Genomic DNA, 22,544 nt, shown 5'->3' on the forward strand with positions numbered 1-22,544 from the left:
CAACGGCAAGTTCAGGGACGAGTGCTTGAACGAACACTGGTTCCAAACCTTGCCTCAAGCCAGGACTGAGATTGCCGCTTGGCGGCGTGACTACAACGAGGTCAGACCGCACAGCAGCATTGGTCGAATGCCACCCGCTCAGTTCGCTGAGCAGCATCGCCGAAGTACTGGAGACGCTGCGCGACATCTGATCCCCACAGAAATCCATTAACCTTCAACCCAGGACCCCTGCCGAATCATTGATACGGAGAAAGGGGGCAGGTCATCAGTCGGTTTTTTTGCGGGGCTTCTTCTTAGGATTAACTTCTGAAGCGTCTACAGTGTTTGGGCCAACGTTCGAGCTTGGAACGAGACCGACCTCTGATACCCCGATCATCACACCAGGAACAGCCTGCTCCTTTGTTGGGCCCACGCCTCCCGTTCCAACGTGATAGCCAACCATTAGGTCATACATTCCGTCGTTCAGGTCGTAATGCTTAACCAGAAGGATTGCAAGATCCCTTAGTGATAAAGGAGCAGCAACCGGAGGTGTTTGCAGCCCTAACACTTTGCTGTCAGTGGACATGAGCTACTCCCCACTTAGGATTCTCATTCGCAACGGCTGTAAGCGTACTAAGCGAGCCTTCCGACGATTCCAGCGTTACGCGAATGTTGTGATTGACGTCGGCACGGCAGTTGAGAAATGCATCTAAGGCGCGGACGACTACGTCATTCAACGACACCGCGTCAGCAGCAGCTCGTATTGCGGCTGCTCTATGAAGAGTTGGTGACACTCGTACATTGAATTGCCCACGGAAGGGGCGCTGCGCCTCCTTTTCGAGTTGAGCGCACGTATCCAAGTAATCGTCAACTGCCTCCTCGAATTCCTTCTGAAGATTGGCAGGGGAGGATGACTCGTAAGTAACAAGATCATCAATAAACAAGACCTTGCCCCGGCATGTATTCCGAGTCATGTCCAACTCTGCCGTACCTTCGTAGTCTTTGTACTTAAGGATATCCACTTTGGTTCCTAGATAAATCCGTAGACCGTGAGATGCTCAATCACGTCTGATATGCAACCCTTATCGACCGTCGGAGAAGGGTGAGGCTGATGACAAATGATCAAGGCTTTCTTCCCTGCATGGAAAAACTTTCGGCGGGAGCCACTGCCCTTGAGCATGTCGTACCCTAAGTGCTCAAGCACTCCTTTGAGTTCCTGCCACTTAATGTCTGAGGCAGGAGGATTGGCGCATAGCCTGTGTAGGGCCTTCTGGTGTTTTGACATGCGAGTCTAGGTCATCAGGAACAGTAGTGTAACTACAAAATGGTTACAAAATTGGCTTTTTCTTCTCGCTTCCCCAAGTACGGACGCCTGTAGCCCGCGCTGCATTGCGACGCCCAACGACTCACCGCGTCGGCCCTGGTAGCGGCCGTTGGCGATATGCGCCAGTTCAAGAGCGCCCGCCAGTTCAGCGCCTGGGTGGGGCTGGTGCCGAGCCAGAACTCCAGCGGCGGCAAGAACCGGCTGGGTCGCATCACCAAGCGCGGCGATAACTATTTGCGAACCCTGCTGATCCAGGGCGCCAAATCCGCGCTGCTGGCGGCCACCAAGCGCAGTGACCGCATCTCACAGTGGCTGTTGCAGCTGCGAGACCGAGTCGGGTGGCAGAAGGCCTTGGTGGCACTGGCCAACAAGAACGCCCGCATTCTTTGAGCGGTGCTGACGCGGGAGATCGACTTTGATCCCGATCATGTGCCGCCAATTCCTCAATGCAAGCTGCCGGCGCTCAAGGAGCCGCAGCCAGCTTGAGCACAGTCATTCATTGAATCCAGTTCACATCGCAGACCCACATTCGTAGAGGCAAAGCACAGGTCAGACCGGCAGCAGGTGAGCCCGATAACCCGTCCGTTGCAAGCTCGGCACGCTGAGCCAACAACGCCGAACGAATGGGGTCCTGCTGAGCGGTTCGTATCTGGGGCAGCGGCACTGTCCGCACCAAGCCCGTTTGTAGATGTTCAGTCTGTTCCTCGTTGCGTTGCTGCTGCTCAGAACAATGGTCTAGAAATGAAAAAGACCCCGAAGGGTCAGGTCTTGCTATTGGAGCTTGAAATGCTAGGAAGTCCTTGTAGACCGGTTAGACCTCTGGCTCAACATGGCACGACCTGCACTCTCGGCCAGCGAGCAGAGTAACGCTTTTGTTCCACCCGCTGGCGATATGTATTGACGCTGACCCGAACCGGATTACGCCGCACAACACAAGCGAAGAGATCTTCAAGCCCATGTGGCGCAATGACGGTAATGGACTCGTCCAGTTCCAATCGAATACCCACCGAAGTTGCGTATTCTGGCCAGGAAGCTACAGCGTCCATGAGCGAATTTAGTGGCGGAACAGGATGTCCAAAGTGTTGCTCAAACCAGAGATGAACCGCAGCCTGATTCGTGACTTCCCACGGAACGCCGGGTAGAGCTGCTGACAGTTTGGCCTGCAAATCTTTGTCTTGCGCCGACACAAGGCATTCGGCATCAAAGTAGGCAACGTCAACGTCTGCCAACTCAGACGGCTCAAGTTTTTCGTGAATAGCATCCCATACGAGGTTCCGGACAGCACCAGCACCGATGCACCATGAGACGAGGCCCAAGCTGCGCACGGCGATCAGCGCGTCCATCATCCACTGCGACTCGCGCACGAGGGAAATCAGGCGATCGTTGCACTCGCATTCCGTCTCGAATTGCATCTGAGGTCTAACGTTGAAGCTGAGTGGCCGGAGCCAGCTGGCCGCGCGGAGCTGAAAATATACAGGCAGCGCATCGCGGCCAGCTGGCGGAGGTCCACTCGAGCGACTCGTTAGATGCCACGCTTTCTCCGCAGCAACCACCGACAAATGCTCGGCACGAAAACGAACCATTGGAAGTAGCCGATTGACACCACGGCTACCCAAGACGGAAGCAAATCTAGAAATGGCGAATACGGGAGCCCAAGCTTTTCAGAAAGACTAGATGTGATCATTCCAACAATCGCCGCAACCGGCAAGCCAACGGGGAAGGCCAGTCCGATTAGTAGCCAGGTGAATGCCACAGGCATATCGTGGATATCGCGCTGTACGTATCCGAATACCAGCAGACTGACGCACATGAGCAGCCAGAACAGCGCAAGTGCTCGCCCGATGGTGGTTTTGGGTATTGGTGGCATCTAACGTTCGAGCTGAGGGGCCGCAGCCAGCTGGCCGCGCGGAGCTGAAAATACAGAGCCAGCATAGCGCGGCCAGCTGGCGGAGGTCCACTCGAGCGACAGGTTAGGCAGCACGGGACTATTTTGTCGGTCTGCCATTGAAGCTGTCGGTTTGCCAAGGTCCGAGTGCGGCACGTCTTGCTTCCTCGTTGTACGCCGTAATGCAAGCAAGCCCATTCTGGGACCGACTTAGTGGCGCATTGAGGCTTATGCGATGAACACGACGGTCAATTTCACGCTTGAGCCGACTCTCGGGAACGGCGCCGCCTACGTTGCAAAACTGCTGCACTTCCGAAGATGGAATGAGAGGCAGTAGCTTGGCCGGGCATCGTGACACAGCGAGAGATAGCGATTCTCCGAGTGCTTGAGCCGTCTCAGCGTTGGTGCCGCGGTGCAACTCAAGAGCCAACTGCATTGCCTGTATATCGCACCGCTCAACCTTTCGACTTAGCGGGGCCATCGCGGACTCCCAGTGGCCGCTAAGGTATGCGTTGACCGCCTCCAGTCCATCGTTTGCTAGGCGGGACTTCAAATCAGCGACGATGTCAGTTGCCGCCGTCGCGGCCGCACACAGCGACAAAGCGGCAAAGATGACTGCGAAGGATCGTCGCACGGTATTGCTGCCTAACGTTTAAGCTGAGCGGCCGCAGCCAGCTGGCCGCGCGGAGCTGAAAATATACAGGCAGCATAGCGCGGCCAGCTGGCGGAGGTCCACTCGAGCGACCGGTTAGGCACCAGGCCGCCCTTATCCCGAGTAGCAACTGTATGAGACACGGATTACAACTCCTGAAACGGCTTGAAAATCCACGGTGTCGCTGTCGCTGCCATACGAGTTCTTAAGCTCATCATCGCCTTTGGCGCTTTCACCTATGAGCGCCTGCGCTTCAGCGGCAGGCCGCCCTAGCTTGAAGGGACTAAGGCGATTCCAACTTGGCTTTGAAACTTCCGCGTGTGTGACCATCACGCGCGCAGGATCATTCGAGAACTCAGCGATCCCAAGTTCAAGCCCATCAAAGAAAAGTGTCTTGCGTGTAGCGGTGTAGCCGTCCCACTGCTCGACTTCCGAGACGCTCTCGCGGAGTAGTTTGCTAAGAGACTTCAGCCGTCTTAGGTCGTTGGGCAAGACAAGTCCGTACCGGCCACCGACACATTGAATTGATTCGAGGTAGACCGACTCCCCGCACATCGCGCCTGGGCTGGCCAGGGCTGCTCCCAATGCAACGATGAAGATCCGTCTATTCATGGTGCCTAACGTTTGAGCTGAGGGGCCGACGCCGGCAAGCCGCTTGGCCCGCTAGACGGATGATTCACCGCACCGGATAGCGGGCCAAGTGGGTTGCCGGTGGCGGTCCGCTCGAGCGAAGGGTTAGGGCTAGATGCGCCCGACGATGACGTACTTGGTGCGGATGCCGCACTACGAATGTAGTTCGACCAGAACGATTGTGGCCTCTCCGGGGTTACGACAAGTGCGACTATGTCGGGCGAGCGCAGACGTATCGTCTTCTGTGACACCTCGACGTAGGAAAATCGATCGGTCTGGTGAATCAACTTTCCGGTCACCAAGTGGGGCGCACCTGACAGAACCTCGGTCGGAATGGACTTGGCTGCGTCTTCTGAAAGTGCGGCTACGATGGTTTGAGGACGAGCTCCACCAATCTTGGTGCTGACGCTGCCAAAGACAGTAGCCCCGAAGGCGACTGCAACCGTGAGCAGTAGGACTAGTGCGTAGATTGCCGAGTACGAGAGACGGTCAGGTGTTGCGCCGTGGCGCTTGATCGAATCAAGGGCGAGATTGACGAAGAAGAACATCGCCAGGTAGAGCATAAAAACTGTGACCAGCATGCCCGACTCTGGATTGGCGAAGAACGCAATAGTTGCGGCAAGCCTTACGACTAGTGAGATTACGAGATGCGTTCGTGGAATGCGAAGATCGAGGTTGGTAACATCGAGCGTGTAGAGAACGAAGAAGGCTCCAGCGAGTACGGCATAGAAGAATGCGGTCTCAACGTCACCAAAGGCTGTAAGGCTAAATAGACCCGCTGAGAGGCAGCAAGCGAATGTCGCGAAGACGAGCGAGTTCGCGAAAACGACAACGTTCCACTTTGGCTTCAAGCCTAGTTTCTGATAGTGATCGATCTCCTCCTGCAGCCACTTCGGCGTATGGAGGACCGCTCTTCCTGCGAATAGGTAGAAGCAAACCAGAAAGAATGCGAAGCTTGATCCAGCAAGAATGTAGCGTGCGTCGACAAACTCGAAGTCGACGATCCCATGCTTCGCTAGGTTCGCATTGAGAACGAGAAAGCCGCAAACATACAGGGACGCTGCCAAGAGCGCGTAGGCGGTCGGACCTAGCTCTTTGAACAAGGCGACGGGTGTCGCAGCATCGCGATGAGCTACACCGGTCGACTCCTTGTCTTTGACCGCAGGTTCAATCGCGCTTGACATGTCTTCGAGCCCTAACGTGTTGTATACCGCAGGGTCGTGCGGAATAACGCCGAAACCCGCGCAATAACAGTCTCGCCACAAAAGACCGCAAGTCGTTGATACCAGGCAGTTATATCAGGGCTTGACTGGTTATCCATACAGTATTAAATTAAGGCACAAAAGCCGCGCCTGTTACAAACTCCCTGGTGGTCGCGCGGCACAACCAGGACCAAGGCAGGTGCGTATGTTGCCATCAATTACAGGCGTTATGCCGGCTCAGTTGCGGCAGCGGCAGGTTTCTTTTGAGCCTTTGCCGCAATTCCAGTCGACTCGGTTGCTCGACCAACTCCGCGAACGCATTCGGATGCTGCACTACAGCCCCAGCACCGAGCAGGCCTACAAGTATTGGTGCCGAGCCTTCATTCGCTTTCATGGCTTGAGGCACCCCTCGACGATGGGTGGCCCTGAGGTCGAGGCTTTTTTGACTTACCTGGCCGCCGACCGCTGTTTGGCGCCGTCGGTCGGCGTCCACCGATTGCTGGCGCGACTGCTGTATGGCACCGGTTTGCGCATCTCTGAGGCCGTAGGCCTGCGCGTGAAGGACATCGACTTTGCTCAGCGCGCAATTTACGTGCGCCAGGGCAAGGGCGGCAAGGACCGCGTCGTCATGCTGCCTGCATCACTGCTGATGGACTTGCGCGGGCAACTGGGCTGTGGCCGGCAGGTTTGGTGGACCGATGTCGAGACCGGGCGCGCCGGCGTGGAGGTGCCCTACGCCTTGGAACGCAAGTACCCCCGAGCGGCGCTCAGCTGGGGCTGGTTTTGGGTGTTCCCGCAAGATCACCTCTCGACCGACCCACGCAGTGGCGTGATCCGCCGGCATCACCTCTATGAGGAAACATTTCAGCGAGCCTTCAAACGAGCGGTGACGGCCGTGGGGATCTCCAAGCCGGCCACGCCTCACACGCTCAGGCATTGTTTCGCCACCCATCTGCTGCAAAACGGCAGCGATATCCGCACCGTGCAGGAGCTGCTGGGCCATGCTGACGTGTCTACGACCATGATCTACACCCATGTCTTGCACATGGGCGGCGGAGCCGTGCGCAGCCCGCTGGATCAGCTATGAGAACGCACCCGTGGCGGGGCGGAGTGGTTGACGTCAATAAGCAGAGTAAGCTCAACCCTATGGAACTGCCAAGAGGTTAGATGCATTTGGCTCGGTTAGGCGGTATTTTTTTGGAGAATTCGCTCAGTTTCAACCAGCACCAACCCACGCCACCCGGGCAAGTCGGGATCAACGCAAAATTTCTCCCTCAACAGCGCTTTTGCCTGTAACTCAGCCACAGCGCGTTCAGCCGAGCTTGGTCTTCGCCTGAGCTCTGTCGAGGGGACTGGTTGAATGGCTTGCCCTCGTAGCGGTGGTGGCGGTGGTGGCACTGGGTGCAAGGGGGCAGTGTGAGCGAGCTTGGCTTGATATTCCTCTTCAAACTGCTGAATGAGCCGCTCAGTATTCTCAAGCAAAAGTTGGCGCTCTTCGTCCGACAGGTGACGCCCATCCGATGAGGTGTAGTGAGGTGTTGAAGCGGCGATTGCTTGGCCATGGAAGAGTTGCTTGAAACAAGCTGAGCCATACAAGTGAATGGCGGCGTTCTCCCGAACGACGTGTATGCGTTTAAAAACTGGATGATTGCATCCGACCGCCTGGCACCGAACGCGCTCGTCAGGCGGGACCTCGACAATTGCAAGTAGAGCGATCATGAGTCATTCTCTTTGCGGGCTAGACAAAACGAATTTGCGAACTCAAACGGGCCGGTCTCTTGCGCAGGGGGACCAGAAGTACGGTGCCGTCAAAGCTCCGCCAGGGCATTCGGAAGATCGTCTCACGGGGCATTGCAAATTCGCAAGATGCCGAGCCATGAGTAAATTTACTACCACCTGGTCGGTGGATTTGGACCTACACGAAGGCTGTCTGAGCAACAAGCTTGAGCGACGTGCCGATTGTCACCCCAGGAGTGGCTGACTTAGTTGTCGCTGCGATGGCCCGGTTGACCCCCGAAGCCGGCAGCAAGTTCGAGATCACGCAAACACTAAGGCCCGGACAGCTTGCTCACGTTCGAGGTCGACTGCGCGTCCTGGTCCACCGGTTTTATCCTGCGCAATAGGCTGGGTGCGACGGTCCAGCTTTGCCCGCCTTCGGTGATAACGGTGACGGATTTTCGGTTGTATTTGGTGATCACGCCGAAGAGGACAGGGTGGCCAGGGGGTTCGAAAGCCACGCGTTGGCCGAGGTTGAATTCAAGCATGGCGGAGTGCGCGCGCACGTGCTGAAGGAATTTCAGTCGCGCCACGATGCGGTGGTTGAGATCGACCAGTTCGGGCTCACTCAGCTGATCAATGTTGATGGGCAAGGATGGCTCCTGAAATCGTGAAATGTAGTAAGCGGTCGGCGCCGATAAGCTCAATTCAAGGGCTGATCTGCGGCGCGACCCAGGAACTCGAGCGGTTCCGCGTCCAGTGCACGAAACGCCTCGGTCAAAGCTTGTTGCTCCGTCTCAAAAGGCTCATCCCAGACATGGGAGGCATTTTCTGCGTCAACGATCTCTAGGATCCACCCCCCATGCCCATCGCCGTAAATCTCTACATCCACCGTCACACCGTTTCGAGTAACGGTCTGACTGAGCGGCGAGTTCGTGAAGTCGGGTTCTGATTCCGCGTCGCCTTCGCTTGTACCCGGCATATCGTCGAAGGGTGCCGCCGCAGAAGCAACCTTTTTGGACATCGTCGCTGCCATCTTCTCCGCGTGTTGGCCGCTAGACAGCCTTGCGCGTTTGCAGGATTGCACCGCCTTGTTGATCTGCTCATCGGCAAGTATGGTCATCCGCTGAAAGTTCTGCAGCAAGGCCTTGAGCTCTTGATCAGGCGCTGGCTGCGCCGAGTCTGCCAGCAGTTCGGTTGCGCCGACGAACATCTCGTACAACTGAGCCAATGCCACCACGGCATCGTGTGCCTTTTGCGGCAGCACCATCTCATCGTCGGGTCCAAGAAGGCCATCCACGAAAGCCTTGAGTTCCTGGGCCCGCATTTCTGCCAAGCCATGCAGGGCTTGTCGTGAGGCGGTCACTTCGAAGCGTGTCAGCTTGAACGGCTTGCGGGAGCTCTGATGCTCAGAGAGCCGATTCCACAAACCGTACATCAGCACGTTCATCACTTCATCCATCTCTTCCGCAGAGCCGAACACAGGCAATTCACCTCCCCAAGCTTGCATCAAAGGCGCCATGGGCGAGACCTCCAGGCCAGGGCTGGCGATGTGACCCAGCATCAGCGTTCGCAAGGCGTGCAATGGTGTTGGGCAGCGATACCGCGCCAGGACATCTTGGACTTCTTCATCGAGTGCCGCACCAGAATGTGCGGGCGGTTTAGGTGCATTCATCGATGGGGGTTTGCAATAAAAATTTGGGCGGCCACTTCGGCGCCTGATCTGCCGAGCTTCACAATGTCACAAGGACATCAAGAACTCTAGCGCTGACTCAGCCGCCTGCTCATAGCTGGGCTGGTAATCCAGTACATCAATAGCCTCGAATTGTGCTTTCAAGACTGGCTTGCGCTGATCCACTTGTTGCAAGAACGCTTCCCGGTGCCGTAACAAATAGGGACGCGCCGTTGCTAGCGCCTGAGGCTCTCGTGCAATGACGAGCGCCAGGTCAAAGAGGTCTCGCGCGGTGGCCCGGTCGCCTCGGTGCCAGAGCTTTTTGGCCACGATCTCCGCAGAAGTTTCGACCTTGATCTCGCGGCCGAGCAGCTCCCACATCTCATAGGGCGCGCTGGTCAGATTGGGCGATGCGACAAAATCGATCTCCCCTTCTGCACGCAAAAGCTTGATGTAGCCTGGCCCTTCCACATACTTGTCGGTGACGCCTTCAGCCACGTCACTCAGGCGCGGAGAAACAAAGCCCAGGTACTGGGGGTCGGGCACAAAAATGTCAATGTCCTTGCTTAGGCGGTGCCGGTAGCGCAGCATCAAGACCGTGCCGCCACCAAATGTCCAGAACGGATCGTTGATGCCATGGGCTGCGATTTCATCCACCAGCGCATAGGCCTGCTGTAACAATATCTGCCACACCCCGCCTGGCAGATCGCCAGGCGTGCTCAGAACCGTGCGCATCAGACCCACACCCCTCTGGGCGAATGCAGCGCATGAGCCCAGGCAATGAGATGTTTCCAAAGCTGTTTGGGCGCCGAGTTGGAGTTGGCAGCAACCTCCTCAACGGCTGACACGATCAGCGACAGGGGGGCTTCATCCAACAAGGTAGCAACCTGGGCTGTGAGGTGATCGGGCAATGCGCCGTCCACCAATGCTGCGGCAAAAGCATCGGGATCCAGCACGGACTTGTAACTCACGCTGGCCGTCTGGCTGACCGACTGCAGTGCATTTGCCTGACCCTTGCGTGTACCGGCATCCAAGCAGATACCCACGAGGTCCAAGAGTGCAATCAGTTTGGCCGCACCCAGGTCCACGAGTGAGCCGGTTTCAAGCTGGATGATGGTGGCGCGCGACAGACCGCTCATCGCAGCCAAGCGGGCTTGCGAAAGTCCCAGGGCGGTTCGACGCGCGTGCAGGAGATGGCCAATTTCCGCGAGGTTCATGCGCTTGATTAGGCCATATTTTCAAAAAATGTCAAATATGCTGTACAAATTTTGACGTGCGGGCTTTGCGCTTGTTGGCTGGGTTCCAGCAAGGGCATGACAAAGGCCACGCAGCGAGCTCAATGGTAGTTTGACGCACGAGAAGTCGAATTTGGGTGCATAAACTCCCGTGTGATGGAGCGGGCACCGGCAAGAGCCGAGCTTATTGAGCTTGACTGATGGCGCAACTGAGCGAGTCTGCTCTGCGCGTCAGCCGAAAGTATCAAATTGAGTTGTGCAAGCCGGCCCGCTCACGCAAGAGAAGTTGTAACTAGAGCCTGTCTCAGGTGGGTGGCCACTTTTGGGCAGCATGCAGCACGCGCACGATGACGACGGCTTCGGCCTCGACTTGGTAGACCATCACGTAGGATGGACGCACAACCATCTCGTGAGTGCCCTTCATCCGCCCGGCCTTGTAGAGCTTCGGTGACTGCCGGGCCTTCTCGGCTTGATCCTCGAAATCCTCATCAAGTTGGAGCGCCGCAGCCGGGTTGTCGTGGCCGATATAGGTCATGATGGCCGCCCGATCCTCCAGCGCCATAGGCCGCCATTCGAGCCGCATCAATGCGAACTCGTCTTGATGCGCTTGAGCAACTCTTCACGTTGGTTTGACATTTGCTTGCGGGCATCCTCGGCGCTGATGTTGGGTCGCGGATCGTCGATGCTGGCCTGGACCTGGGCGCGAAACCACTTGTCGTAGTCTGCCGCCGCATGGGCAGCCTTTAGCCGCTCGGCTGCGACCAAGCGGCGCGGATCTTTGTCGTCTTTAGCTTCGGGGTCGAACTCGGCTGAGTTGACTTTGAACTCGGTGATGCTCAAGGTACGCAGGTAGGTAGCCAGCGTTGTGAAGTTGCGGAACTTGCGCGGTTTACCTCGCGTGGCCACGAGCGGCTGTTTGGCAGAACCGTAATTGATAACGACCTCCCAGCCTCCGGCACATCCGTTGACTTCGGCACCAACTGAGGCGCCGGCGCTCACGAGGCGCTGCAGGGTGTGGTGATCGATGGTGCTCATAAAGTCAGTGGTGCGGTCTATTAGTTTGAATAGTGTCTCTCACTTGCTAAGAAAATGCTAGAAAATTTACAGCTTGAAGGCGGTTGAAGCAAGGCGCGCAAAGAACACAACTTCTCTTGCAGCTTGAGTACAACTTCTGTTGTGTGAACGACGAGCGGTCTTGAGGGGTAAAAAAATTTTTCACTCAAAACAGCACATGGATTATTCCTCTAATTCATGTACAGTTAAAATCACGATAAAGCCCAACACCCCAAATCATGCAAGGCGAAAACAAGCAAGAAACCAAGGTCTGACAAGCACTTAGGACGTGGGCCGCAAGCCCCCAAGCCCGGCCTGAAGCCCAACCGCCCTGCCCCTCCTCACCGGCATGAACGCCGACCAACGGCCAAGAGCCTGCTGCCATGAACAACACCCTTGCAGACAGAGAAGACGGCGGCGCGCCCTCAGCAAGCAGTCAGGGCACCGTAGCCGCCCCAGAAGCCACGCCTTCAAAACCCCGCCGCGGCCGCCCGCCTGGAAAGCAGGCCAAGGTCGCCGCCGAGCAACTGCGCAGGCATCACTTCACTTTCGTGAGAGCAGCCATCGAGGGCGTGCCATTGCGCCGGGCCTGGCAAAACTACCTGGCCTTCGAAGGGGGCCCGGACGACGAGCGCCACTTCGCCGCGAGGCTGGGGAAATTGCAAACCCTCATCCATCAGGCCGCCAGCGACCGTGGTCTCGGCGCACAAGCACAGCGGGCCTTGGCCAGATTCTCAACGGTCGAGCTTGAGGCAACCACGACACCTGGCCCCGCTATCCAAGTTGCCCAGGCCATCCCCGTCATCCCAAACCTTGACGAATGGGTCAACCAGCGATGCGCCGAACTCGGCATCGACTGGGACTACCAAACCCAAGCCGACTGGCTCACAGACTACGAGGCCGCCTTCGGGCTAGACCAGCCCGCGCCGCCTCAATCCGCCAGCCGGGCCTTGGCCGAGTTGGAGCGCCCTACCCTTGCCTACCCTGCCCTACCCGCTCTTCAGGAGCAGCTCGCCTCACTCAACGCACTGGCCTCCACCCTCGCCCGAGGCCCCGCCCTGAGCGACCCCCTGAGCAGCTGGCTGTCGGCCGATCTCACCAGGCGCCTCAACCAGGTCGGCGCCCTCACCTTGCAGCAGCTGATCGGCTTCATCAATTTGCACCACCACCGCTGGTGGACCCAGGTGCCCCGCCTGGGCCAAGCCCGCGGCGATCGCATCCTCGCCTGGTTGAAGCCGCTGGCCGAAGAGTTGCAGCTCCCGCTCAAGGAAGTCGCTTGCAAGCCCCTGATGCAGCTGACCCTGGCGCGCGCAAGCACCCTCGCCCGCCTGGATCCCGCCAGTCAAAAGCGATTTGGCATCGTGCCGCTGGACCGACTGGCCGTGCCGCCAGAGATCGACGGACGCCACGGGCTTTTCAGGATTCCCGGTGACAACACGCTCGGGGTGAACACCGACCTTGAGGCCATCTTTGCCTGGCTGCGGCGCCACCAGGAATCGCCTCGCACCAGCGCCTCCTATGGGCGCATCGTCGAACGCTTCTATCTGTGGTGCCTGTGGGTGCAGAAGAAGGCGTTGTCTTCGCTGGTGGAGGATGATTTTCATGAGTACCGGCGCTTCCTGTCTAAACCGCCTGCGGATTGGGTGCAGACGCAGCGCGCGGGACGCGAGATGGCGGAGTGGCGGCCGTTCAAGGGGGCGCTGAGTCAGAGCAGTCAGAAGTTGAATTTCAGCGTGATATCGGCGTTGCTGTCGGGACTGATTTCGGCGGGATACATACGGGCGAATGCGGCGGCTGGGGTGCTGCCGGCGATGAAGTTGCAGCACTTTGGGCTCAATATTGACCGCACGTTTGATGATGCGCAGTGGTCATGGGTAATGCACTGCTGGCAGTCCTTGTACGACAAATGCGGCCCGGGTGCCAGGGCTGAATCCACGGCGGACAAATCCTTCTTGCGAGCGGCAGGACTACGCAGGACTCGCTTGATTCTGGAACTCGGAGCCACCACCGGTCTGCGATTGATCGAGCTGGTGACCACCAGGCGCGGGGCACTCAAGCGCGAGGTAGTCGATGGCCAAGCGGTCTGGATTTTGAAAGTTGTTGGCAAGGGCTTCAAGCCACGTGAGGTCCTGGTCTACGACGACATCAAGGCCTTGATTGACCAGCACCACCATGACATGGCCACGGCCGGCACCGACTTTGATGCGAAGAATCCTAGAGTACGGGACTTGTTGAATCCTGATGCGCGACTTGAAAGCAATCTACGCGATTGCCAGAGCCCACTCCCCCTGCCCTTCCCTGCCCCCTCTAACGACGGCCGGGCAGATGCGAGCGGTGAAGTCGCTTCGGACCCAACTCTGTTGCCGCTGATCGGCGCTCTACGCAAGGCCCCGCCGAAATGGGCGTTGGACGCCAATGGCGTCGCCATGATGGATCGCAGCGCAGGGGGCAACGCTGACCGCTACGGCTCACTGGATCCAACAGCGCTTTATCAGTCCCTCAAGCGGTTTTTGGGTACTTGCTGTGAGCTAGCTGAAGCCGCCGGTAAAGAGATCGATCACGAGGCCTTGGGGCGGGCGTCGACGCATTGGCTGCGTCACTTTTTTGCTAACAGTGCAGCGGCTGACAACGTGATGCCGGCAGCATTGATGGCGGCAATGGGCCATTCCAGTTTGCAGACCACGTCGATCTATTTGCGCACCGAGAGGCGTTTGGTGGTCAGTGAGATGAGCAAGATGAGGCGGCGGGGCTAGGCAGAACACAGTCAGAGTGGGTCAATTTCTTCTCTGCCCCTGGTTCAGCGGCTTTAGCTGCATTATTCAGCACCCTGTCTGTAGCCCGCGCCAGAGCTAGATCCAAAGTTATTCGGCGGGCACTTGAATGCAAGTTACCCACAGAAAATGTGGATAACCCAGTTGGTTAAATATGGTTAGTACATAAAAAAATAAAAAATACCTTTTTTGATTCGCTCGGTTCGCAGTGACTAATTTCCTACTGAGAGGGCATGAGGGCTTCTTACTGCGCGACTGCCAGATGCCGTTACCCGACTGCTCGCATACATCGTGCATGCTCAAATTCCTTTGCTCCATCCTTCAAGCTTGACTGCCGTTCGTTAGAAAAATTCTTATCTATTGACGCAACGGGAGTCCATAGTTTGATGTTGTCGTGCTTGACTCCGGTCCACTTTCAGCGCTGAAAGTTGTACATAGGTCGATGCTTTGCACCAACTGGGACACAGCAGCCAATCACTGCTATTCGGCTGCCACGAAACAGTCACTGCAAGGATGCGTGCTCCCAAAGGGCTGCGGCCGTTTACGCTCTTGGAATGATCCGGATCTTTCCGTCCTTTGTGACTGAAGGATCATGCAGAGTACAAATTTCGACAAATTACAGTCCCGGCTATGTACGCCAGATTGGATCCTGCCGGGAATCAAGGAGCCGTTCATGGACCGCCGCCGGCTGAAGCCGCAACTGAACCTAGCTAGCTATACCGCACAAAAAACCGCCTATGACCCGCATCGGAAAGTTTTTGCTCAGGCGAGTCCAAATGTTGGCGCCGACACTGAATGCGTGCGCAGTCCGTTCCTGATTTCTTGAGAAGGTGCCATCAACAGATTCGTCCTGAGAAGCTATGCCACTGGCGCTCGCTCAAAAACCCTCGCAATGCCCATTGTTTCAAACGTCAACGCCCAGGCATAGCCGTTATGAAGTGGACAGAGGTCTCGCCCGGAAGCCCGGCCTGTACGACAAAGCTAGGGCGACACTGCACGTGCAAGCGCAGCGGGATCTGATTGCAGAAGATACGTCATTGAACCCCAAAAGCCCGGGAAGTTGAGTTCAATCAACTGCTTTTGGAGCGAGCACCACCCAGGGAAAGGTTCGAGGTAATTTCTGCGGCAATTCCGGCAACATTGATGTATTCGCTCAGCAGTCGCTAAAGATTCATTTGTGTGGCTCTTCAGTGCGCCTGCCGGCAACTGCTGCAGCCCACTCAGGCACAGCACAGGCAAATGGCCATGTGCCCGCGCCTAGCGTCGCATGAGTCGATCGGTCGTCAACATCGAGAAACTACAAGTCTGCTACACCTGTCCAAACTTTCAGATACCAATCCACTTGCACTCGCCTAGCTGTAGTGACCGAGGTACCCATTGGGGGGCAGGAAGCAGCAATCGAGTTAGAACGACTTAAGGCTGCGAATAGCCAAAAGCGTCTGACCGCACGGCCGCGTTGAATTTTGCAAAACAACCATAGGTATTTTTGACGAAACTTTCGATTGGAGTCCCTACGCTGCGGGCGCATCGAACGACTTTCAGCGCTGAAAGTCAGGTGTTTCCAATAAAAAAACAACTGCTACTTTTATAAATTAAATTTAGCTTTGTGATTAGAATGTATAAATCAAAACAGGTATCTCGTCGTCGACTTTCAGCGCTGAAAGTGGCGATTCAACTAGGAGTAGGCGCGATGACGGCAAAAGTGATCACGGTTTTCAACCAAAAGGGGGGGTGTGGCAAGACCACAATCGCCATGAGTTTGGCCGGCTCTTTTGGGTTGCGTGGATACACCACCTTGGTTGTTGACATGGATCCACAAGGCACGGCAAGCCGCTGGTCGAGCGCAGCCCCGGAGGAACGCCCTTTTCCTGCATCGGTAATGAGCCTTGCCCCGATGGAGGGCAAGATGCATAGGGAAGTCAGGAACCACATTGAAAAATTTGACGCAATCTTTATCGATTGCCCACCTGCCATGAGCTCGGCAGCACCAACCTCGGCAATGTTGGTCTCCGACTTGACCCTGATCCCTGTCGTTCCGAGCCCCGCCGACATTTGGGCAGCGGAGTCGGCCAAGAAACTCGCCGAGGCAGCTCAAGCCAACAATGAAGACTTGGTGGCGCGCGTGGTTGCAAACATGGTGCAACGCTCGACCTCGCTGGCGAAGGAGCTCATGGAATTGTTGGAGGAGGACAAGGATTTCCCATTGATGAAATCATTTCTTGGCTCCCGTGCAGCCTTCCGTGAAGCACAGATCCTGGGATCCACCGTGCACCAGGTTCCTCGCGCCACTGCAGCGATCGAAGAAGTTGAAGCCATGACCGACGAAGTTTTAGGCCTCCTCAAACTACCTTTGCGCAAAACTGTTGGAGGTCCAAAATGAGCGCAAAAGTCGACCGCAAGTCCGCAATGCGCGCCACCTTGTCCGCAGAAAAGAAAGATGTCAACGCCCGTTTTGCCGCCGCTGACGCAGTGCTGGCCGAGCGTCCTTCGGGCTTTGCCGTGGCGGTGGCACCACCCATACCAAACCCGGTCGCCACAAGCACTTTAAGCGCTGAAAGTTCTCCAGCCGGCAACCGCCTGATCATCAGTGCGCCGTTGGACAAAGTTCACGAGAACCCTCTTAACGCACGCCATATCTACAATCCTGACGTGGTCAAGGAGTTGGCGGCCTCTATCGCAACGCGCGGCCAAATGGTGCCCGCTTCGGCAATCATCCATCCGACGATTCCCAATGAATTCCTGTTGATCGATGGCCACTACCGCAAAAAAGCGCTAGTGGCCGCTGGTCACCACGTCATGGACTTGGTGATCCGCCCGCACGAGGGTGACATTGAGCTCTACCGCATGAGCTGGCTGCTCAACGAAGAGCGCAACGCCCAAAGCCCGTTGGACAATGCTTTTGCTTGGCGCAAGCTGATCAACAAAGGACTGGTCCAGAGCGAAGGACAGATCGCTGAACTGCTTGGCGTGTCACTATCGACTGTTAACAAGACGCTCGCCTTGCTTGGGTTGCCGTCTGCAGCGCTAGACAAGATGCGCGAGCGCCCGGAAAAATTCGGTGTCTTTGCTGGCTACGAACTCACGTTGGCTGCTAAAAAGCTCAACGAGCCGGAGTTGGTTAGTTTGGTTGACCGTATCGTCGCCGAGGATCTTTCGTCCCGCGAGGTCGCCGCAATTCGGGCCAAGCTCGAGACCGGCGATAAGCGCAAGCGCAAAGAGACCTCGCGACAGTACAAGATACAACGTTCAGGCCAACAGATCGGATCGCTCAAGGAATGGGACTCGGGCAAGGTAGCCCTTGAGGTTGTCATGGCCGACCCAAAGGAGCGCGCGGCCTTGGTGGCCGAGCTGCGAACCCGCTTTGGCTTGGTGGATTCGTAAGCTCACCTGTCAAGAAGACAGTTGATTTCTAGAGTCTGCAGCAGTTGTAGTGATCAGTCTGGGCATGAACTGCTTGGGCGGGACGCCCCCAAGTGCGTCATGCGGTCGGTACTCGTTGTATTGGGTCAGCCAATCGTCGGCGATGGCTTGGACTTGCTCGATGGAGCTGAACAGGTAGGCATCGAGCACCTCCGTTCGGAACGTCCGGTTGAAACGTTCGATGTAGGCGTTCTGGTTGGGCTCGCCAGGCTCGATGTAGTTCAAGGCAATACCTTTGCGCTGGGCCCATTCAACGAAGTCATGACTGGTCATCTCGGGGCCGTTGTCCATGCGAATCGACTCAGGCGCACCGTACCAATCCACCAGACGGTCCATCGTTCGAATCAACATCGAAGCCGGCAGTGATTGGGCTACCTGGATCGCCAGGGCCTCGCGATTGGCTTCGTCGATGACGTTGAGGGTTCGGAATCGGCGGCCGTCGTAGAGCACGTCATGCATGAAATCCAAGGCCCACCCCTGATTGACGAACGATCCCGCAGCGAGAGGCACGGGTTCTCGCTTAGGGATACGGCGCTTGGTGCGACGAGGAATGTTCAGACCCAAGTCGCAATACACCCGCCAGACCCGCTTGTGGTTCCATGGCCGACCATCCAGGCGCAGCCGGTCAAAGCACTTCCAGAATCCCCATCGGCCGTTGCGCTCGACGATGCCGTTGAGCACATCAATGACCTCGGCATCCTTCTCCTGTGGCAACGGTGGCACCTTGTAGTACGCCGCCCGTGACAAGCCCGCGGCGCGGCAGGCTCGCGTGATCGACAAGCGGTGCTCGGTCACCATGACCGCCACCGCCTGCCGTTTCACGGACGGCGTCAGAATTTTTTTGACAGTACGTCCTTGATGGCCGTGTTCTCCAAGGCCAGGTCCGCGTACATGCGCTTGAGCCGCGCGTTCTCTGTCTCCAGTTCGCGCATACGCGTCAGGTCCGACACTGTCGCGCCCGCGTACTTGCTTTTCCACGCGTAATACGTCGGCGCGCTGATGGCGTGCTTACGGCACACCTCCGCCACAGGCATGCCTGCCTCGCCTTCCTTGAGGATCGCCACGATCTGGCTCTCCGTGAATTTGCTCTTCCTCATGGGCCTCTTCCTTTCGGGTTGGGCCGCATTCTCTGATTTCAGTTGTCTACTTGGTGGGTGAGCTTACGGATTAAAGATAGAAATATTCGCCAAAGGTGAGGCCTATCGGGGACCTCATCAATGTCTCCGCATCTTTCATGGATCAGAGTAGGGGATCAGCGTGGTGTAGACGCACCGATCGCCGCCCGGTCATGGCTAGAAGGTGCCTTGACGGGATAAATACGCCTTAGAGCCCGTTTTATTCTTGCAAAGGTGAGCTTCTACGGGGAGTAAACAAAGGTGAGCTCGGTGAGGGCTGGAGCATCACCAATGTATCCGCTTGGCTCGGCTAAGCGCCCAGAATTGTTCCCGGATTTGGCCAGCCTTGTACCTGAGGAAGATCAGTCCCGCGGACTCATGGTGAGGCTCTACAGGGACCGAAACGGCTGTCATTGCTTAGCGCCGATACATACTGATCGAACTTGTCCTCTCGGCTAGGGCCAAAGGTGAGCCGCTCCAGGGACCCTATTTAAATGAGTCGCGGCAGGTATCGTTGCGACTCCTGGCAGAGTAGTCAGACAGTGAAAACGGATGTCTCTTTTTCAAAGTAGTCTTCCTGAAGTGACCCCAGCCAAGAATGGTGAGCTTCCACAGGGACCCCTGTTTCTTCGAGAGACGGCAAACCTTTCGCATGCGTGTCAGGCGTCAGACTCGTAAAAGCATGGCACTCCCTTGGGCACAAGCGCAGCCAGCAACGTATTTGAAGTCATGTGCGAGGCACCTGACACCTTGAAAGGTGAGCTTTCACAGGGACAGAAAACTCTTCGAGAATGGACACAATAGCGAACGCCTTCAGCTTAGGTGTGGGCATGTGCTGGACTATGAGCCTAGTAGGCAGTTCAGCGCGTTCTGAGCGCAAAGGGGGCGGCAGACCGTTTTCTGAAAAGCCAAATGGTGAGCTTTTACAGGGACTCATGTCAATCAATCCAAAACGGATCCTTGTATATTTGTTAGCAAGCGCCCGCTTACTGATGGAGACCAGCCAGTTCAAGTGGACCCTTCCATTTGTCGCTGCTGCATTAAGCCAAATGAACAGCGTACGCTGCGTCGCCTTCGCCATGTTGGCTGGCCCGCCATAAGGCTTAGAGAACTAAAGGTGAGCCGCTACAGGGACCAAAAAGCCTTATTGACGTGAATGTCGGTACTGGGCGACTGCGTGTGTTGGAAACTCAAAAAAACTAACGTTAAATGCTCATAGCTGCTTTAAGGTGAGCTTTTGCGGGGACTCACCTGGGGCCAGTCATCATGTTGGGCCTGATGTGTCAAAAAAGCGTTGTAGCACCGACCAGTGGTCGACAGCTGAAGGGACGAACCATGTTTAGACCCAAATAGGTCGATGTCTTCGGCTTATAGATGGCAATGCTCAAGCGAATGAATTGGTCGGAGGACTTTTATTGTTCTGGACAAAACCTAGAGTGTGTTGACGCTTTATCTTTCCAGGTGGCGGTGAGACACTTTCGTGCCAGGGCGATCAAGGTTGGTTTTGGCAGCCTGTGGCTACGGCACCCATTGCCAGCCCTTCTGTTGGGTCAGGAAGCGCCATTCTGGCGCTCTATTGGGTGCCATTGTGATCGATCGTCCCAACGGGAGATGTCACTTGATTGATGAGGATGCGCTACGGCCAAGAAGAGAGGATTGCTTTCTTGGCCTTCAACTGGTGTTTCGTAAAGCTGCGAACCAGTCGCATGCTACGGTTCATATCTAGACTGTTTTCGATTGATGAATGTCGGGTGCTCCTTTTTTGGGCTCTTAGATTTTCCTAAAACTCTTGTGTGCGCGTTTGAGTGTTTGTTGATAAACATTCTTGGAATACCTTAAATACAAATTAAAGATCAGGAAACCTAGGCTTGGCGCGGGCTAGCGGGCATCGAGGTGAGCCTTAGCGGGGAGCGCGGTGAGCTTCTACGGGGACACAGGTGAGGGCGCACAGGGAGGGAAGTCATTTTGGGTGAGCCTTTTCAGGGAACAAAAGTGAGTGGATTCAGGGTGAGAAAACACCAAAGGTGAGCTTCTACGGGGTGTGGGCAACTCTCGGCTGTCCATCTTTTGTGGATAACTTTTTCTCTGTGCCCAATCAACCTCCTTCCATTCCCTATTTGGGCCATGGTGTTCTGAGCAAATCCAAGCCGTGTCGAGGACATGTCCCGAACTGTGCCGTTGTTTGCTTGTCGGATCAAAGGTGAAAATTCGACCCGCTCATCGAAAGGTGAGAAAATATAGTTGAGAATTCACCGTTGGAGGCGCACGGCGCGTGCTGTGCGGCTGACCAGAACGCAGAAGGGGTGACACTGATGGCGACGAAGGGCAGGGGGAGGGCAGGGGACATTGCGGCTCTCGAGTCGAGTGAGCTTCGGGAGTTTCGCAAGACCAACGAGGCCATTGGCTTGCGGGTCGTTGAGGGGAATCTCTCACTGCTGTCGCGCAAAGTATTCAACGTGATGATGTATCACGCCCAAGAGATGAAGGAACCTGGGCGCAATGCTCCTATAGACACGCCAGCGGCGAAGAAGTATTTCTGGATCCCGCTGTCTGATCTCGCGCGTGATGCGGCCTATGACAGCAAGGATGTGCAATACCTGAAAAAGCAACTCGAAGAGATGCAGAATATCAAGCTGCTCATGGAGAACGAGCGGCAATGGACCAGCGAACGCTTGGTTTCCTCGGTGACACTGGTCAACCCGGAGGGCTTCAACAAACATTCCGGCCAAGTCTGGTTCGGCTTCGCGTTCCCTCCCGAGGTTCACGAGCAGGTGATGGCACCTAGCACCTATACGCGCCTTTCGATCGTGTATCAGAGCTCATTGAAATCGGGCTCCGCATTGGCCCTCTACGAAATCTGCCGGCGCTACGCGACCAATCCATCCAAGCTCACCTTCATCCAAAGCTACGAGCATTGGTATGGCGTGATTACGGGCAACCCTATCTCCGTCTCAGCGCCGCCGGTCTACAAGTACTTTAAGCGCGACACATTGAAGCCAGCGATCGCCGAGATCAATGCGCTCACGGACATCAGCATCGAACTCGTGGAACATAAGAACGGTCGACGTGTTGAGAAACTTCAGTTCAGGGTCGAGCAGACAAAGCAGGCTCAGCTTGAGTTTCCTGCGCCGCCCGTCATCGATGTCGAGTTGATGGGCCGCATCATGAAGTTCGGATTCAGCCAAGCGGACGCCAGCGACCTAGCGGCCAAGCACAGCGACGCCGTAATCCGAGCAGCAATCGCCCGAGTGGAGGTCCGTTCTGAGTCTAAAGGGATGGCCCCGCTGGACACGCCAGCTGGATATTTCCGCTGGACGCTGCAAGACATCTCACGTAATCCGCAGACCACCGCCACGGCGCTCGCCGCACCTAAGGGAGCTGGCACCGCAACTTTGAAGAAGGCCGTCGTTCCCAACGTGATGGAGCGTTTCCTTTCGGCGCGGGCACAAGACGCTCTCGGCGTCTACAAGGAGCTCGACGAAAGTGAGCGCAAGTCGATCTTCGACTCGTTCAAGGCTCAAAACCCGACCAAGGCGATCAAGATTTCTAAGGGCATAGACACCGCCATGGCTCGAGCCATATTCGCACCTTGGTACGCTAACGAGCTTTGGGGTGAGCCCTCAGCCCAGGCGCTTGCTCAATTTATCGAGCAGTTCGGTGCTGTCCCGTGATGAGGCGGCGCGGTTCAAGGATTAGCGCGCCAATTCATCGATGTATTCGAATCAAGGGCGAATTTGCCAACTGTGACCGAAATGCGGCGGGCGCCTGTGCGGGTTCCAGAGGGAAACGCTACGCGGCTGCGTCGAGGGATCGAGTCTATATTTGCTGTGCAGCAAATATAGACTTTTTGCATAAATTAGCGATTTGACATATATTTGCTGCGCAGCTAA

The 22,544-nt window shown here is 56.4% G+C and carries 20 protein-coding genes and 1 pseudogene; 8 read left to right on the forward strand and 13 right to left on the reverse strand.

Annotated features, from left to right (window positions below; all coding sequences use genetic code 11):
- Positions 1–211, forward strand: a 211-nt coding sequence (locus PRZ03_RS17765) for an integrase core domain-containing protein (protein ID WP_273601566.1), incomplete at its 5' end; no start/stop codon positions are given.
- A 54-nt stretch (positions 212–265) separates the two neighbouring features.
- Here PRZ03_RS17765 and PRZ03_RS17770 read toward each other — a convergent pair.
- The 3 genes from PRZ03_RS17770 to PRZ03_RS24125 are packed head-to-tail and all read right to left on the reverse strand — an operon-like array spanning position 266 to position 1,264.
- Entirely contained in the window at positions 266–565 is a 300-nt protein-coding gene (locus PRZ03_RS17770) for a hypothetical protein (RefSeq protein WP_273601567.1), read from the reverse strand.
- Positions 555–1,001, reverse strand: coding sequence for a type II toxin-antitoxin system HicB family antitoxin (locus PRZ03_RS17775; protein WP_273601568.1), 447 nt, complete (start codon positions 999–1,001; stop codon positions 555–557). Before PRZ03_RS17775 ends, PRZ03_RS17770 begins: the two co-directional genes overlap by 11 nt.
- Before the next feature lie 8 nt (positions 1,002–1,009).
- The gene (locus tag PRZ03_RS24125) at positions 1,010–1,264 is read right to left on the reverse strand and encodes a type II toxin-antitoxin system HicA family toxin (protein WP_409993974.1); all 255 of its coding nucleotides are present in this window, start codon (positions 1,262–1,264) and stop codon (positions 1,010–1,012) included.
- A 120-nt stretch (positions 1,265–1,384) separates the two neighbouring features.
- On the opposite strand from PRZ03_RS24125, the pseudogene PRZ03_RS17780 reads away from it, so the two are divergent.
- A pseudogene (locus PRZ03_RS17780) lies at positions 1,385–1,789 on the forward strand (transposase); the annotation flags it as partial.
- A 338-nt stretch (positions 1,790–2,127) separates the two neighbouring features.
- Here the strand turns inward: PRZ03_RS17780 and PRZ03_RS17785 are convergent.
- The 3 genes from PRZ03_RS17785 to PRZ03_RS17795 form a co-directional block, all read right to left on the reverse strand.
- Positions 2,128–2,715 (reverse strand): nucleotidyltransferase family protein, encoded by a 588-nt coding sequence (locus PRZ03_RS17785; RefSeq protein WP_273601569.1) that lies wholly within the window; start codon positions 2,713–2,715, stop codon positions 2,128–2,130.
- Between the two features lie 1,239 nt (positions 2,716–3,954).
- The gene (locus tag PRZ03_RS17790; RefSeq protein ID WP_273601570.1) at positions 3,955–4,452 is read right to left on the reverse strand and encodes a hypothetical protein; all 498 of its coding nucleotides are present in this window, start codon (positions 4,450–4,452) and stop codon (positions 3,955–3,957) included.
- A 5-nt stretch (positions 4,453–4,457) separates the two neighbouring features.
- Positions 4,458–5,654 (reverse strand): hypothetical protein, encoded by a 1,197-nt coding sequence (locus PRZ03_RS17795; protein WP_273601571.1) that lies wholly within the window; start codon positions 5,652–5,654, stop codon positions 4,458–4,460.
- A 247-nt stretch (positions 5,655–5,901) separates the two neighbouring features.
- On the opposite strand from PRZ03_RS17795, the gene PRZ03_RS17800 reads away from it, so the two are divergent.
- On the forward strand, positions 5,902–6,759 hold the full coding sequence (locus tag PRZ03_RS17800) for an integron integrase (protein ID WP_273601739.1): 858 nt from the start codon (positions 5,902–5,904) through the stop codon (positions 6,757–6,759).
- 961 nt (positions 6,760–7,720) lie between these two features.
- On the opposite strand, the gene PRZ03_RS17805 is transcribed toward PRZ03_RS17800, so the two are convergent.
- The 6 genes from PRZ03_RS17805 to PRZ03_RS17830 all read right to left on the reverse strand — a co-directional run bounded on the left by PRZ03_RS17805 (position 7,721) and on the right by PRZ03_RS17830 (position 11,330).
- Positions 7,721–8,041: a hypothetical protein gene (locus tag PRZ03_RS17805; RefSeq protein WP_273601572.1), complete on the reverse strand. Its 321-nt coding sequence runs from the start codon at positions 8,039–8,041 to the stop codon at positions 7,721–7,723.
- A 50-nt stretch (positions 8,042–8,091) separates the two neighbouring features.
- The gene (locus PRZ03_RS17810; protein ID WP_273601574.1) at positions 8,092–8,910 is read right to left on the reverse strand and encodes a hypothetical protein; all 819 of its coding nucleotides are present in this window, start codon (positions 8,908–8,910) and stop codon (positions 8,092–8,094) included.
- Positions 8,911–9,129: 219 nt separating this feature from the next.
- Entirely contained in the window at positions 9,130–9,795 is a 666-nt protein-coding gene (locus PRZ03_RS17815; protein WP_273601575.1) for a nucleotidyl transferase AbiEii/AbiGii toxin family protein, read from the reverse strand.
- Positions 9,795–10,277: a helix-turn-helix transcriptional regulator gene (locus tag PRZ03_RS17820; RefSeq protein WP_273601576.1), complete on the reverse strand. Its 483-nt coding sequence runs from the start codon at positions 10,275–10,277 to the stop codon at positions 9,795–9,797. Before PRZ03_RS17820 ends, PRZ03_RS17815 begins: the two co-directional genes overlap by 1 nt.
- Before the next feature lie 322 nt (positions 10,278–10,599).
- Positions 10,600–10,878, reverse strand: coding sequence for a type II toxin-antitoxin system RelE/ParE family toxin (locus PRZ03_RS17825; protein WP_273601740.1), 279 nt, complete (start codon positions 10,876–10,878; stop codon positions 10,600–10,602).
- Positions 10,878–11,330 carry an antitoxin PaaA2 family protein gene (locus PRZ03_RS17830; protein WP_273601577.1) on the reverse strand — a complete coding sequence of 151 codons (453 nt, stop codon included), beginning with the start codon at positions 11,328–11,330 and terminating at the stop codon, positions 10,878–10,880. Before PRZ03_RS17830 ends, PRZ03_RS17825 begins: the two co-directional genes overlap by 1 nt.
- A 401-nt stretch (positions 11,331–11,731) precedes the next feature.
- On the opposite strand from PRZ03_RS17830, the gene PRZ03_RS17835 reads away from it, so the two are divergent.
- From PRZ03_RS17835 to PRZ03_RS17850, 4 genes are all read left to right on the forward strand, one after another.
- Complete coding sequence (locus PRZ03_RS17835; RefSeq protein ID WP_273601578.1) at positions 11,732–14,101, forward strand: phage integrase family protein; 2,370 nt, start codon at positions 11,732–11,734, stop codon at positions 14,099–14,101.
- Between the two features lie 691 nt (positions 14,102–14,792).
- Positions 14,793–14,945, forward strand: coding sequence for a hypothetical protein (locus PRZ03_RS17840; protein ID WP_273601579.1), 153 nt, complete (start codon positions 14,793–14,795; stop codon positions 14,943–14,945).
- A gap of 864 nt (positions 14,946–15,809) precedes the next feature.
- The gene (gene parA / locus PRZ03_RS17845) at positions 15,810–16,499 is read left to right on the forward strand and encodes a ParA family partition ATPase (protein ID WP_273601741.1); all 690 of its coding nucleotides are present in this window, start codon (positions 15,810–15,812) and stop codon (positions 16,497–16,499) included.
- On the forward strand, positions 16,496–17,500 hold the full coding sequence (locus PRZ03_RS17850) for a ParB/RepB/Spo0J family partition protein (RefSeq protein ID WP_273601581.1): 1,005 nt from the start codon (positions 16,496–16,498) through the stop codon (positions 17,498–17,500). Before parA ends, PRZ03_RS17850 begins: the two co-directional genes overlap by 4 nt.
- Before the next feature lie 9 nt (positions 17,501–17,509).
- Here PRZ03_RS17850 and PRZ03_RS17855 read toward each other — a convergent pair.
- Positions 17,510–18,636, reverse strand: a protein-coding gene (locus PRZ03_RS17855; RefSeq protein WP_273601582.1) for an IS3 family transposase whose coding sequence is annotated in 2 segments (ribosomal slippage) — positions 17,510–18,375 and positions 18,375–18,636 — 1,128 coding nt in all. Because the reading frame shifts where the segments join, the coding sequence is not laid out codon by codon here.
- A 2,330-nt stretch (positions 18,637–20,966) separates the two neighbouring features.
- On the opposite strand from PRZ03_RS17855, the gene PRZ03_RS17860 reads away from it, so the two are divergent.
- Complete coding sequence (locus PRZ03_RS17860; protein WP_273601583.1) at positions 20,967–22,325, forward strand: replication initiation protein; 1,359 nt, start codon at positions 20,967–20,969, stop codon at positions 22,323–22,325.
- The last annotated feature ends 219 nt before the right edge of the window (positions 22,326–22,544 follow it).

Source organism: Roseateles albus, assembly GCF_028595345.1.
Classification (GTDB): domain Bacteria; phylum Pseudomonadota; class Gammaproteobacteria; order Burkholderiales; family Burkholderiaceae_C; genus Paucibacter_A; species Paucibacter_A albus.

Coding starts and splice junctions, on each gene's coding strand:
- PRZ03_RS17770 (WP_273601567.1), bottom strand. CDS start 565: ATGTCCACTGACAGCAAAGTGTTAGGGCTGCAAACACCTCCGGTTGCT.
- PRZ03_RS24125 (WP_409993974.1), bottom strand. CDS start 1,264: ATGTCAAAACACCAGAAGGCCCTACACAGGCTATGCGCCAATCCTCCT.
- PRZ03_RS17785 (WP_273601569.1), bottom strand. CDS start 2,715: ATGCAATTCGAGACGGAATGCGAGTGCAACGATCGCCTGATTTCCCTC.
- PRZ03_RS17790 (WP_273601570.1), bottom strand. CDS start 4,452: ATGAATAGACGGATCTTCATCGTTGCATTGGGAGCAGCCCTGGCCAGC.
- PRZ03_RS17795 (WP_273601571.1), bottom strand. CDS start 5,654: ATGTCAAGCGCGATTGAACCTGCGGTCAAAGACAAGGAGTCGACCGGT.
- PRZ03_RS17800 (WP_273601739.1), top strand. CDS start 5,902: ATGCCGGCTCAGTTGCGGCAGCGGCAGGTTTCTTTTGAGCCTTTGCCG.
- PRZ03_RS17810 (WP_273601574.1), bottom strand. CDS start 8,910: ATGGCGCCTTTGATGCAAGCTTGGGGAGGTGAATTGCCTGTGTTCGGC.
- PRZ03_RS17815 (WP_273601575.1), bottom strand. CDS start 9,795: ATGCGCACGGTTCTGAGCACGCCTGGCGATCTGCCAGGCGGGGTGTGG.
- PRZ03_RS17820 (WP_273601576.1), bottom strand. CDS start 10,277: ATGAACCTCGCGGAAATTGGCCATCTCCTGCACGCGCGTCGAACCGCC.
- PRZ03_RS17825 (WP_273601740.1), bottom strand. CDS start 10,878: ATGCGGCTCGAATGGCGGCCTATGGCGCTGGAGGATCGGGCGGCCATC.
- PRZ03_RS17830 (WP_273601577.1), bottom strand. CDS start 11,330: ATGAGCACCATCGATCACCACACCCTGCAGCGCCTCGTGAGCGCCGGC.
- PRZ03_RS17835 (WP_273601578.1), top strand. CDS start 11,732: ATGAACAACACCCTTGCAGACAGAGAAGACGGCGGCGCGCCCTCAGCA.
- PRZ03_RS17840 (WP_273601579.1), top strand. CDS start 14,793: ATGGACCGCCGCCGGCTGAAGCCGCAACTGAACCTAGCTAGCTATACC.
- parA (WP_273601741.1), top strand. CDS start 15,810: ATGACGGCAAAAGTGATCACGGTTTTCAACCAAAAGGGGGGGTGTGGC.
- PRZ03_RS17850 (WP_273601581.1), top strand. CDS start 16,496: ATGAGCGCAAAAGTCGACCGCAAGTCCGCAATGCGCGCCACCTTGTCC.
- PRZ03_RS17860 (WP_273601583.1), top strand. CDS start 20,967: ATGGCGACGAAGGGCAGGGGGAGGGCAGGGGACATTGCGGCTCTCGAG.